Source organism: Drouetiella sp., assembly GCF_059504425.1.
Map to the genome: position 1 here is coordinate 19,011 of NZ_JCACIN010000001.1, position 13,357 is coordinate 32,367.

9 protein-coding genes are annotated in these 13,357 nt (G+C 49.5%); 6 read left to right on the forward strand and 3 right to left on the reverse strand.

What is annotated here, in order from left to right; all coding sequences use genetic code 11:
* Position 1 precedes the first annotated feature (1 nt).
* Genes AC5JMP_RS00100 through AC5JMP_RS00110 form a run of 3 tightly spaced genes read right to left on the reverse strand, consistent with a single transcriptional unit; the run spans position 2 to position 7,997 of the window.
* Positions 2-382, reverse strand: coding sequence for a response regulator (locus AC5JMP_RS00100; protein ID WP_495849378.1), 381 nt, complete (start codon positions 380-382; stop codon positions 2-4).
* Positions 379-6,012 (reverse strand): PAS domain S-box protein, encoded by a 5,634-nt coding sequence (locus AC5JMP_RS00105; protein ID WP_495849379.1) that lies wholly within the window; start codon positions 6,010-6,012, stop codon positions 379-381. The genes AC5JMP_RS00100 and AC5JMP_RS00105 overlap by 4 nt, the downstream gene beginning before the upstream one ends.
* Positions 6,003-7,997 (reverse strand): response regulator, encoded by a 1,995-nt coding sequence (locus tag AC5JMP_RS00110; protein WP_495849380.1) that lies wholly within the window; start codon positions 7,995-7,997, stop codon positions 6,003-6,005. Before AC5JMP_RS00110 ends, AC5JMP_RS00105 begins: the two co-directional genes overlap by 10 nt.
* Positions 7,998-8,812: 815 nt before the next feature.
* On the opposite strand from AC5JMP_RS00110, the gene AC5JMP_RS00115 reads away from it, so the two are divergent.
* The 6 genes from AC5JMP_RS00115 to AC5JMP_RS00140 all read left to right on the forward strand — a co-directional run bounded on the left by AC5JMP_RS00115 (position 8,813) and on the right by AC5JMP_RS00140 (position 13,271).
* Positions 8,813-9,442, forward strand: a complete 630-nt coding sequence (locus AC5JMP_RS00115; RefSeq protein WP_495849381.1) for an SH3 domain-containing protein — start codon at positions 8,813-8,815, stop codon at positions 9,440-9,442.
* A 676-nt stretch (positions 9,443-10,118) separates the two neighbouring features.
* A complete protein-coding gene (locus AC5JMP_RS00120) occupies positions 10,119-10,331 on the forward strand; it encodes a hypothetical protein (protein WP_495849382.1) in 213 nt (70 codons plus the stop codon).
* 74 nt (positions 10,332-10,405) lie between these two features.
* Positions 10,406-10,618 (forward strand): hypothetical protein, encoded by a 213-nt coding sequence (locus AC5JMP_RS00125; protein ID WP_495849383.1) that lies wholly within the window; start codon positions 10,406-10,408, stop codon positions 10,616-10,618.
* 29 nt (positions 10,619-10,647) lie between these two features.
* Complete coding sequence (locus AC5JMP_RS00130) at positions 10,648-10,935, forward strand: hypothetical protein (protein ID WP_495849384.1); 288 nt, start codon at positions 10,648-10,650, stop codon at positions 10,933-10,935.
* Positions 10,936-11,036: 101 nt separating this feature from the next.
* The gene (locus AC5JMP_RS00135; RefSeq protein ID WP_495849385.1) at positions 11,037-11,393 is read left to right on the forward strand and encodes a hypothetical protein; all 357 of its coding nucleotides are present in this window, start codon (positions 11,037-11,039) and stop codon (positions 11,391-11,393) included.
* 501 nt (positions 11,394-11,894) lie between these two features.
* Positions 11,895-13,271: a hypothetical protein gene (locus AC5JMP_RS00140; protein WP_495849386.1), complete on the forward strand. Its 1,377-nt coding sequence runs from the start codon at positions 11,895-11,897 to the stop codon at positions 13,269-13,271.
* Positions 13,272-13,357 lie beyond the last annotated feature (86 nt).

Genomic DNA, 13,357 nt, shown 5'->3' on the forward strand with positions numbered 1-13,357 from the left:
TCTACAGGCTCCAATTGAGGATTTTAGCCACCTGATCGCAAATAACGACTGGATTGAAGGGCTTAGTAATGACTCCAGCCACGCCCATTTGAGCAAATCGAGCCTGATCGTTGGGCAAGACCTTGGCAGTCAGCAGAATCACCGGAATCGGCTGAGTGAGAGGATTTTCCTGAAGCAGCTTAAAGCAATCAAAGCCATCCATTTCGGGCATAGACATATCCAAAAGAATGGCATCCAAACGATCGGTCTGTGCCCGCATTAGCCCTTCTTTTCCCGATGCTGCCGTGACAACGTCCCAACCGCCCAAATCTTCTAGACAGGCGCGCACCACTTCTCTAATCTCTTCTTCGTCGTCAATGACGAGAATGCATGGGGTGATCATGGTTGCTCTCCGGGGGGAATGGGGAGGGTAAAGTAAAAACTGCTGCCCTCGCCCACCGTGCTTTCGACCCAAATTTCTCCACCGTGGCGCTGCACAATTTTACGGCAAATCGCCAGACCCAGACCTGTGCCTCCTTTTTGGCGAGAGTCTGACACATCGACCTGTTGAAATCTCTCAAAGATGGCTTCCAGCTTGTCGAGCGGAATGCCTCGTCCCTGATCTTTAACCTGAAACAGGACAGAATCAATTTGGGGATAGGCAGAGAGTCGGACAATGGTGTGCGGTGGAGAGAACTTAATGGCGTTGCTGATGAGATTAGTCAGCGTTTGAATGATGGCATCCGGTTCGCCCCAGACCTGAACCTGTGATGGGTTATTGGCTGCCATCTCAATGACGATCGCCACAGATGCATCATCCGCGATCGCTTGCAAACCCTCCGATGCCCTTTGCAACAGCTCAGCAACACAGCAGCGCTCTTGCATCAACTGAACCTTATCAGAAGACAGTCGTTCGAGATCGAGAATGTCATTGACGAGCCGCACCAGGCGATCGCTATTGTTCACAGCAATCTCAATCATCCGCTTTGCTTTCTCTGGCTTGCGATCATAAACGCCAGTGGCAATGAGTCCTAATGATCCCCGCATTGCCGTTAGGGGCGTTCGCAGCTCATGGCTAATGATAGAGATAAACTCGGTTTTCATCTGGTCAAGGGCATGGCGTTCGGTAATATCTTGAATCTGTGACACGTAGTATAGCGGCTGGTTTTGGGCACCACGCACCGTCGATAAACTCAGCAATGCCCAAGCAATACGTCCGCCGCTACAGCAATAGCGCAACTCGGCTTGAGCCGTATAGTTATCGTCTGTCAGAGTCTGCTTAGCACATTGCTCAACACATTGCTCGACGCAGCGCCGGAACTTTTGAGTATCGTCTGGATGAATCAGAGTAGACGCATCCCGACCCAATAAAGAAGATTCGGGATAGCCCAGCATCGTGCACAACACCGGATTAATTTTGATCCAGCGCTCATCTAATCCCACAAGGGCGATGCCAATCGGAGCTGCATCAAACGCGCTGCGAAAACGCTCTTCGCTTTCCTTTTGAGCCGCCAAAAGCTGGCTTTGAGCTAGCACGATGCCCGCCTGATTAGCCAACTCTTGCAGCAAATCGATTTCAAAATCAGACCAGGTGCGCGGCAGACCGTGGTGAGCAATCAGCAGCCCCCAAAGGTGACTACCGACAAAAATCGGGATGATGAGCTTGGCTCTTACGCCCAGCGATCGCAAAAAGTTGAGGTGGCAAGGATCAATGTTGAGAGTCTCAATATCAGCTACGGCGCGGATTCGTCCCTGACGATAGCGATCGACAAACGCCTCTGGAAAGCAGAGATCAGCAAAGACTTGATATAAGGTCGTTATGTTTCCTGGAACGATCGCCTCTTGAACCACTTTACCTGAGCCATTTCCCTGAAACTGAAAGATCATGACCCGATCGACCTGAAGAAACGTTTGCACTTCGGTGACGGTCGTTTGCAGAATTTCCTCAAATTGCAAAGACTGACGAATCTTGAGGGCAATGTCGGAAAAGAGCTGCGATCGTCTAATCTGCCGCCTCAGATCTGCCTCAGCTTGCTTCAGATCAGTCACGTCAATGGTGTTGCCCACGATGCCTTGACTCTGCCCCTGTGTCCCGACTAAAGGACGCAGCAGCGTTTGCACCCACCGCTGCTCTCCGTTAGCCTTGACAATTTGATAGGGCAACGTCTGCTTCGGCTGACCGCTGGTGATCACCTCCCAATTGTTTTCTGAACAGTGCTCAAGCTGTTCTGGCGTGGCGCTGAGATTAAAATCGGCTTCTCGCCTACCAATGATTTCCTCAACCGGGAATCCATAGCTCTCTGAAACTACCTGATTGGCAAGCAGGAACCGCCCTTCTAGATCTTTGACAAAAACAGAGCTAGGCATGACATCAATCACCTGCCGGAAGAACGATCGCTGGATCTCTAGCTCGGCTTCTGCCCGCTGGCGCTGGATCTCGCTCAGCTTGCGCTGGGTGATGTTCCGCACAATCACCAAAAAGCGATCGCCACCCACGCTAACGACTCGTACTTCTTCATATTGGAGACTGCCCCGAACCGTCAGCTGCTGTTCGTAGAGCTGCACCTCCGAGGTTTGCAATGCCTGCTGAATGGCGATCGCCCTAGCTTGCGCCATGTCCGATGGAAACAGATCATAGAGATTTTTCCCAACCGATTCCGATCTGACGTAGAGATCGGTACCCATGCTGCCATCAATCAGATCCAGGCAAGTTCCATCACTCGCCATCCAAATGATCAGATCAGGAATAGCTTTGAGAATCTGCTCCTTCGTGGCTTCGCTCTGCTGTAGGCGCTCTTCAATCTGCTTGCGATCGGTAATATCTAGCATGATGCCGTACCAGCTAATATCGCCGTTGTCTTGGCGCTCAGGGCGAGAGGTGAGGCGCATCCACTTCACCTTGCCCGATGGCGTGATAATCCGTAGCTCATGATCCAACGGGGTCAGGTCTTGGGCACACCGAGTCGCAGCCTCTAGGCACAAGGGCAGATCGTCAGGATGCATTTGCTCAAAGAAGGGAGCCGAATTCTCTAGAAACGCCTCTGGTTCCAATTCATGAATTTCTTGACAGACCGAGCTGATGTACTCAAAGGTGAGGGAGCCATCGGTATGCATGGTTTTAATGAAAATCTCGCCCGGTGAAGTTGCCGCCAGTTTTTGGAAGCGGGCTTCACTTTGGCGCAAGGCTTCCTCAGACTGTTTGCGATCGCTCACATCCAGCACGACTCCATGCCAGCAAACATCGCCATTCTCTCGGCGTTCGGGCTGAGAGTGGGCTTGCAGCCACTTCACCTTTCCAGAAGGCGTGATGATCTGCCACTCATAGTTAAAGCGTTCTAGCGTTTCTGCGCTGCGCTCAGCGGCAGCTCGATAGCCTTCCCGATAGTCTGGGTGCATCTGCCCCATGATAATTTGAGCCGGATCTGCCAAAAACTCTTCTAGGCTGACCTCGTGGAATTCTTCAACGACTTGGTTAATGTATTCAAACTCAATCGAGCCATCTTGACGCTGCACCAAGGAGTAGATATTGACAGGAGCAGCGGCAGCCAAATTGCGAAGCCGAGTTTCACTTTGACGCAGGGCGGCTTCGGCGCGTTTGCGATCGCTAATATCTTGCACCTGAGTCACAAAATAAAGCGGATGCTGCTCCAAGTCTCGCACGATCGACATGCTGATCAATCCCCAAATAATCTGCCCCTCTTTGTGCAGAAATCGTTTTTCTAGCTCGTAGCAGTCAATTTCGCCTGTCACCAGCTTGCGAATCGTGTTGTTGGGATCGATCGCCAGGTCGTTGGGGTGGGTAAGATCGCGATAGGTCAGGTTCAACAGCTCCGCTTCCGTGTAGCCCAGCATTTTGCAAAGCGCTGGGTTGACCTGCAAATATCTCCCGGTCATAGATCGGATGCTAATGCCAAAAGCGCTGCTGACAAACGCATTACGAAAGAGCTGTTCGCTCTGTCTGAGCGCGTCTTCAATTTGCTTGCGATCGGTAATATCCAGCGCTGTCCCCATGATCCGGATCAAATTTCCCTCGGCATCAAAAACAGGTTCTCCGCGCACTTCCACATGGCGAACCGAGCCATCTCGATGAAGAATCCGCGCATCGTTTCTGTAGATTCTGCCCTCGACAACCGCTGCGTCAATGAGCTGCTGATGGGTGCATCGATCGCCTGAGTGAATCACCTGCGAGAACTCATCCAAGCTAAAAAAGGGCTTGGGAGTCAGACCACAGATCCGAAATAGCTCTTCCGATCCCGTCAAGGTTTGAGTTTGCGGATCATATTCCCAGCTGCCAATGTGGGCAATGCGCTGTGCCTCCCGAAGCGCCGCCTCACTCTGCCGTAAATTTTCCTCCATTCGCTTGCGATCGGTAATTTCTTTGGCAATGCCAATGAAACATTTTTGCTCCCCAATATTGACGGTTTCGGTTGAAAACAGAGCCGTTAGTACCGCACCCGTTTTTTTGCGGAACATATATTCCTGGTTTTTGATGCGACCTAGCGCCTCAATCGATCGCACATAGTGCTTGCGCTCTTCTGGGCAAACCCAGAGTTCCACCTCGGAGACTTTGCGACCGATCACCTCCGCTCTGGAGTAGCCAAACACCTCAACAAAGGCATCATTCACCTCTAAATAATGCCCCTCCTGCGTCGCAATGACGATCGGGTCAGGCGTACTGTGAAACATCTTGGCAAACTTTTCTTCTGATGCTTTGAGCGCCGTTGCGGCGTGATCAAAATAGTCCTGCAATTGTCGAGCCATGCGGTTAAAAGCCGTCGCCAAAACCTGCACTTCTGCAAAGGGGCTTTCTGACGAGAAGGGTTCACGCCACTCTCCTTCAGCCAAGGTGTAGCTGGCGCGGCTGAGCTGCTGAATCGGTCGGCTGATGCATCGAGCCATCCACAGCCCCAGCAGAATGGACACCAGCAAGGCGATCGCACAGATCAGCAGAGTCGTGCGGGTGCTGAGATGGATTTGTCCCAAAAACTCTGCCTCTGGAACCGTAACGACCGTCAGCCAATTGAGTCCGTACTCATCTCGAAACGGCATCACCTGGAGAAAATGCCGATCGCCCTGCTGTGAAAACACGAGCTGCTGCGGGCGATCGATCCGCGAAAAGTCGCCAAATTGCTGAATCAGCGATCGCCCTGCCATTTGCGCCACTGGATCAGGGCTGTCTACTAAATTAAATCGCTGAAAAGGAGAGCCGCTCTCAGACCATTTTTGATCGGAGGTGCTCACGATCCAACCATTCGGTTCGAGGATGAAGACCTTGCCATATTTTGCCAGCTGAAGCTGGCTGAGGAACGTGTTGATGGCATTCAAAAAAATGGCGGCAGAGAACACGCCGCTGACTTGCCCTTGCGCATCAAAAACGGGGCGGGTTGCCGTCAGAGAGACATCACCCGTCGAGCTTTGAGAAATCACTCCCCAAGTTGGTTTCTCCAAAAAAAGAGCCGTCTGATACCAGAGCTGATTTCGTACGGTGGTGGCGCTAGAGGCGCTCATCAAATCGCTTTTGACTCCCCCGCCATTGAGGGCATATTCCTGCATCTGAGTAGGGTTAGCCGAGTCTGATTGAAGCAGCCGCAACCCATCTTGCCGCGTCACCATCCTGAAGTCATTTTGGCGATTGCCTGCCTGAATGCCGCTGAGAGACTCAAACTGCATCAACTGCGTGAATAAATGCCGCTCCAGCGCCGGGAGGTCTTGCAAATCTAGCTCACCCAAAGCCACAGCATCCGCGTTCAGCCGATTGACCAGTTGGGGGGTCTGCAAGTAAGTCTCTAAATAAAGCCCCACTCGACCACCAACATCATCCATCAAGCGATTGGCGAGGTTCTGCGCTGCCTGCTGTCCATTGAGAAAGAACAACGTCTCGACAAATCCCACCGTTCCCACCGTTAGCAGCACAAACAGCGCGATCAGGGCGAGGCGCAGCGGCAGGGCAGGGCGACGGCGATCGTTGTCACGGGAGCTGGCAACCGCAAGCCGAAACATAGGCAAATTTACAGACGGCAAATTTATACGCATGAAGGGATTAGAGACGAGCGAACAGCAGAGGCGCGATCGAGCTGGTTGAGTACGCGAGTAATCAGCTCTGAGCGAATAATCGGCTTGCTGACAAAATCGTTCGCTCCAGCCGCAAACACCTGACGCAGAGAAGGAATATCTGTATGAGCCGTCACGATCAGGATGGGCAAGTCTTTCCAGGTTGAGTCTTGGCGTATTGCCTGACACAAGTCTATGCCGCTAAAGATCGGCATTTCTAGATCAAGCAGCAGCACATCAGGCGCGATCGCCCTCAGCACATCCCAGAATTGCCCAGGATCTTCCAGAACCGTAACTTGAAACCCTTGCGGCTGCAACAGCACCTTCAGAGCCTCCAACATTAGTGAGTCATCATCGACAATCATCACCTTGGCGGCGTCTCGAACATCTACTTGAACATCTACTTGAACATCTAGAGATTCAGGATGCACAGCAGCCTCAGTCCGCTCAGTAAACTGGGTATCAGTCAATTGGGTAATGGCTTCAAATACCTGCGCCACTGAGATCGGTTTTTGCAGAATGCGCCTCTTCCCAGGCTGTGTTTCATCAAGGTGAGTGGGGCGATCGCCCTGGCTTTCTGGCGCTATGATGACCATCGGAAGGGCTGGAAACTGGTTCGCTAAGGTTTCCAACAGCGCTACTGAGACTTCAGAATCTTGAGCTACTCCTTGATCTGACGCACAATCTAACAAGATCAGGTCAGGAAGAGCTTGCGCAATTTTCTGGACGGCAGATCCAGGCGGCACCCTTTCGAGTTGACATCCCCAAGTCACAGCTTCTGCTTGCAGGGATTCCGTAAAGGTGACATCGCGGCTCACCACCATCACCGAGCGAGATTGAATGGGCAGCAGCAGCTCTTTCGTTAGGGTAGTCAAGGCTTTGGGCGGATGGGCAAGTTCTTTCTGCAAATCCATCACGCGTTGGGATAGATTGGCGATTTCGGGTGGAGTCAGGGGACGATCGCCCATCAACAAATGTTCGATCGCCCGTGCCAGTCTCGACCCTTCCTCATAGCCAAACATACCCAGCCCTCCCGCCAGTTTATGGGCATCTTCGCAGGCGGTCTGTCGTAAGGCTTGGCTAAGGTGGCTTTGGCTAGGGTGGCTTTGGCTAGGATGACTTTGGCTAAGGCTCATCCGCAGCGCCTGTTCGACCCTCTCCAGGGAAGCAATCCGCTCAATAAAGGAATCTCTGAACTGATCCAACACTTTATTAACGGATGCTAATCCCTGCTGGCTTCTCCTCCCCAGAGCTTCGCCCTCTGGCGGGTTGCCGGATGCCGTCTTGGGCAGTGGAGTCTTGAGACGATAGCCCAAGCCATAGACTGTCTCCAGCATCTCCGTCGTCATTCCTGCTGCCCGCAGCTTTTGCCGCAAATTTTTGATCAAATTAGTCACGGCACCCTCTGAAGGCAGGTCATCAATAGACCATATTCGGTCAATAATAGCGCCGCGATCGAAGATCCGCTGAGGGTTGCGAAGAAACAACTCCAGCAAACTATATTCCTTGGGGGTCAGGGAAAGCGTATGAGTTTGATAAATAACTTCTGCCGAAACTGGGTTGAGATGCAGATCTCCCCACGTTAATAGAGCGGGTGCTAGGGCAGTTTCCCCTCGACGGAGTAAAGCCCGAATGCGCACGATTAATTCAGGGATTTCGCAAGGCTTAGTCACATAGTCATCGGCACCCGCATTAAAGCCACTGATCACGTCGGCAGTGGAATTCTTTGACGTGAATAAAAGAATAGGTTTCTGATACCCCTTGGCTCGAAGCTGACGGCATAGACCCAGTCCATCTAGCTTGGGAATCATCACATCTAGAAGAATCAGATCAAAGTCCCATGCTGTCGCCAGAGCAAGTCCAGTCTGACCATCGGTCGCCAGGTCGATCGTGTAGCGGTGAGCGGTGAGCGCCTCTGCCAATAGAGCGGCTGTGGGCTTGTCGTCTTCTACCAGCAAAATTTTCATGGTAAGTCTCTGTAACCTGCAACCAACTAGACGCTTTGACACTGATATCTACTTAGGAGATTACCAAGTCTAGTAGGGTTACGCAATTCTGTTGAGTCAAACCCATGAGATTTGTATCGAGGCAACACTCTCATGAAAAATTAAGTACAGAGCATTGAGACGGCTTGTACTTTTGGGTGGAGCGATCGCCAAAAACACAGAATGCTTCTGAAAAGCAAATAGATATTAAATTTACGTTAATTGTGATGATGGAAACAGATTCTCTACAGATCGCAGAAATTCAAACTTAGAAACGTAAATCAGTGGCTTCCTCAAAAGATCGCCAGTTTACATATTTAGGTAGTCCTTGAGGGGTAAGGATTTTTTGTTGCATGGGCAAAGCCCATGCAACAAAAAATCCTTACCCAAATACCACTACCCCATATTAGTTTGTTATTTTCCTGCTTTATCTTCATCAGTATGGGTAGACAAGTGACCCAAATCAAAAGTTAATGTCCCCTTTTGATTGGCTGGCTACTGATTAGCTAGCTCTGCTTGAGACTATGAGATCGGAATTTTCATATCTGCTCAAAACCAGTGCAGGAAAGCCTCAGAGGGTTTTATTGGTAAGGCAAGTATAGAAAGCGGTGTTGGCAGAAACATGCGCAAAAAAATGTTAATTCGCTGGGCGTTTCTCTAGGGTAGATTACTCCTTACTCTGGTTGAACAAACGCGAGTCTTTCGACATGAGGGCAAGAAATGCTTATCCGATAGCCGGGTGCTTTTCTCTATGGACAATACTTTATCACTTACTCACTAAAAGGGTGATTAGAACCATGAAACGTCTGAATTTATCAATTGTTCCATCCACTGTACTGTTACTATCTTTGGTGCTTCCCATTTCATCTGCTTACGCACAAACCGTATCTGCTGACTTAGCTGCTGCTGCAACAGAAGCCTGTACGCGTTCAGCAGAGTCAAAAGGATTTCAGGTAAGAGATGTCGTTTCAGTAGAGTCTAAGGCTGGCACAGACGGCGCTAATGTGGTGTTAAACCTCGATCGCGCGGGGCAAGCCTACAAGCTAACCTGTGGGTATTCAGCGTCAGCAGGTGCCATGATTGGCGATGATACAGCGGCAGCTTCTGTAGCGGCTCCCAACCTATCTAGTCTTTGGTGGCTGTTGCTGCCGATCATCGGTTTACCCTTGCTGTTGGCATGGACTAAAAACCGCGATCGCAATCTTTACCCAACTCATCAGGAACGCTCTGAGGCATTGGTCAAAAATGATGGCAAATCTCTCAGCATTCATTCAGGTCCCGATGCAAGTCACTCCGTAACGGGTGTTCTCTATGATGGACAGCGCGTCACATTGTCAGGTCGCCGCAGCGATAATTGGGCAGAACTAGCAGATGGCGGATGGGTTCCTGCTCGACTGCTAGATGTGGGTTCCTACGTTACTCGGTAGTCTCCCATTAGGTCAAAGATGCCCCCTTGGGCATTTTCAACTAAGCGGACGTTTGAGAAGTGGCAACTGCTGCCCGAACAGCCTCCTAAACCCCCTAATTCTGGAGAACTTTGACAGCAATTTAAACTCTTTGCTTATTTCTAGAAGATGCGATCGCGGAGGTTAAAAAGAAGCTTATTTGCTGCTTTATTTTCTCTAGAAACTACTCAAAGCAGCCCTCAAAAGCGTTAGCATACCGACGCTAAACAACAGTCAGACGAGTCTTGGTAAAACTAGACAAGTCTGGCTTTTTTGTGGGTTAAATCAAGCTCAATGAATCCGGTTTTTTCCCTTTTAGATCAAGGCATTACAAACTCAACTTAGCTATATTTAAGCTTAAGTAGAAGTAGAACTTATATATAGATAAAGACTAAAATTGTGCGCTACCAAACAATTGCATCTACCTTCAGGATTACGGTTTTATATCAGTAGAGATTTACTTAATGAATTCAGCAGACTCACGCTATATGTAGAGGTCAATCAAGTTTAATAATCTCTAATAAATTAGTTGATTAATATAACAAATGCCAATGCGAAATATAGCTCTTATTACTTCACAAAAAACTTGTAAGACGCTATTCTTTTAGAAGGTTAAGTCAACCCACTCCAAGATTTGAATTCAACCCCTAGGAGCGCTATGTACAACCAAGCCAACGGTTCAATCATTCCTGTTGATATCGAAGCACTGAGCTTTGACAGTTTCGATCGCGATCGCAACCGCGACATCGTTTGCGTTGCGCCCGTTCGCACCATCGTTCGTCGTGAAGAAGAAGTGCTTTTGATTCGTCGCGTGAGAAAGGTTGAAGAAGTGGATGCAGGTCCAGCTTGCCCCATCATCCGCTCTAACTAGAGTCTTGAGTTTCAATCGCTCAAAGTATCGCTATCCAGATTAAAACCTTCCAGATTACAATCCCTAGGAGCACCATGTACAACCAAACCAACGGTTCAATCATTCCTGTTGACATCGATGCACTGAGCTTCGACAGCTTTGAGCGCGATCGCAACCGCGACATCGTTTGCGTTGCGCCCGTTCGCACCATCGTTCGTCGTGAAGAAGAAGTGCTTTTGATTCGTCGCGTGAGAAAGGTTGAAGAAGTGGATGCAGGTCCAGCTTGCCCCATCATCCGTTCTAACTAGAGTCCTAGATTCCAATTTCCAGAAGCATCATGTATAACAAGTCTGATGGTTCAATCATTCCTGTTGATATTGAAGCCTTGAGCTTTGATAGCTTCGATCGCGATCGTAACCGCGACATCGTTTGCGTTGCGCCTGTTCGCACCATCGTTCGTCGTGAAGAAGAGGTTCTTCTGATTCGTCGGGTGAGAAAGGTCGAAGAAGTGGATGCAGGTCCAGCTTGCCCTGTTGTAAGCACGTCATCTAGGGGTGAATCATCTGTAGCTCCATCTACGGCTCCAGTTTACGAACCGGAAAAAAAAGCCGAGACTGCTTACTAGATAGCTCACTAGATGGGCAGAGTGACTCTATTTTAGAAGCGCAAAGGGCTGGGGAATGTGCGATCGCTGATCTAAGGGTACATAGCAAGAGAAACTGCTACTTGCTTGAGCCTGAAGCGATGAAAGAGCTTCAAGACGAAGTTTCTGTCTCCATGATCCTAGAGCCTGGAACTTACATCATTAGAATTGAGAGCGGTATATTTAGTTCTGGAACAAACTCTGATGAAGAGGGAGAACCGATAGTACTGCTCTGGATTTACGGAGGTAAGGTAATCAACCAGAAGACCAATGTTGAAGCGCAGACAACTTGGTCGTCTCTCAACGGTTATGATGACACGCTCACCCTAAATGTTTTAGAGGCATCAACTCTTTGCGCCTTCTTCTTTGATACTCGTCTTAGCGGTGTTTACTTGAGCGATCGTGAGACTGAAATAACTCTAACCGCCGTGCAAATTTAGCACAGTTGGCATAGGTTAAAGCTGTTTTCCTGTCATGCGTCATGGTGATATCTAGGTCAGATTAAGCTCCAAATCTAGCCGAGAAGCAGCGAGTATCGTGAGCCAACTAGCGACCCTGCCATTCTTTGGTAGGGTCTCATTTTAATGAAGCGTGTAGGATGTTTGAGATATCAAAATTGTTGCTCTAGCCGCTGAGTGTAAGAGGATGTTTAAAGAGTATCAAATGTTTTGCTATCGCCCCCCAACCCTCAAAGTCTGGGGAACTTTCGTTCGCTTGCTTGTGCGAAGCATGTAACCAATTTTTGTTCAAAGTCCCCCAGAACTGGGGAGTTTGGGGGGCTGTTCGGGTAGCAATCGGCGCTTTTCAAACATCCTCTGAGATGTGAAGCAGGTCAGTATTTTGACTTCATAAATAATTTTTCTCTACAGGCGTTCTTAATCTGCCTCATATGGTTTCAGCTTGAGAATGCCAGTTTGACAGCTTCAATTATTGCAGTTTTTATGTCTGCATTTCTGGTTCAATTTATGGTCAATGATGTTTGGGGGTTGCTGTTGCCAATCATACTGATTGGATTAGTGCTAATGGTGCTGATTGGACTATTGCAAGGGTGGCGGCAAAGACAGGCATTAGTGCAGCCACTTGGAGAAGTTTTAACTTCAGAAGCAGCGTCTGCTGATACGGAAGAAGCCACACAACCAGCGGTAGCAACCGAGGAACCTATGACGATCGAAGAATCTCAGATAATATCGCTGTCGGAGGCAGAGGAAACGCAGCCAGAGATTTCTACAGAACCGGAGGAAACAAGCGAACAGCAACTTAATCCCTTTGCGGCTGACGATCTAGTACGATCGATGTATTCAACTATGGAAGAAACTCAAGAAACCGGACTGTCTAACTCGCTCCGTGCCGCTGTCGAAAACTATTTGCTAAAAACCTACTCCTGGCAGATGACTCCAGAGGCGATCGACAAAGATTTCCGCGAAATTTTGCTCAGGTCAGAAGTGAATGCGCCAGAAGCTAGTGAACCAGAAGCTAGTGAGAATGAAATGGCGCTATCGCAAATCGATCGTGCTTACTTTGTGGAGCGATTAAGCTCGCGGGGAGTGTTTACCCAAGATGCTGTTCAAGCCATCGCCGATCGCCTAGAAGCCATTCGTTGGGAGGTTGTGTCGGCTGCACGCGAGGCAGAAGAACATCATATTGCCCTGGATCTCAGACAGCAGATTGAAACTTATCTCATTTCAACTCCTAAAGAACAGCTGTTTTTCGACGACATTCTGCCCGATTTCAAGTCAATTTTGGCAGATGAAACTGTTGACTATCAAACCTTGAGTCAGCGGCTTGCACCCTACGATCGGGAAACATTGCGGCAGATCTTGATACAGCGCTTGACCCATTTGAGGAACATTACCTACGAGGAATTAGAGCTAATTCTGGATGCGTTGGGCACTACTCGCGATCGCGTATTGTCAGAATCGCAGTCTCTGGCTGAATCGTCATCGTCTTTGGCTGTGCAATCAGTCAGCGAACAGCCTCAGGAGCCAGAATTCGAGGAACTAGAGACTGAACCGGAATTTGAAGAATTAGGGACTGAACCAGAATTTGAAGAACTGGTCACAGAGTCTCGTCAAGCAGAGTCTGTTCAGGCAGAACCCGTTCAAGCCCCTGCTGCAAATACTCCTGCTCTCTACTGGACAAGTTGGGATCAGGTCAAAATCAATCCAGTCAAGGCAGCCTCTAGTCAAGACCAAAATGCCTCTGCTTTGACCTGGATGACTTGGGATGAACTGAGTCGGCAAGAGACAGCTCCCGCTCAGCCTAGCGCTCCCCATCAGCCCGACGCTCCCGCTCAGCCTGATGACGAGAGCCAGCCGTAAGCCTATTTATCTCGATTGGCTGACGATCGCCCTTTAAAGGAACGCCAATATACGACATCTGCCACAGAATCCGTTACGCTCATACG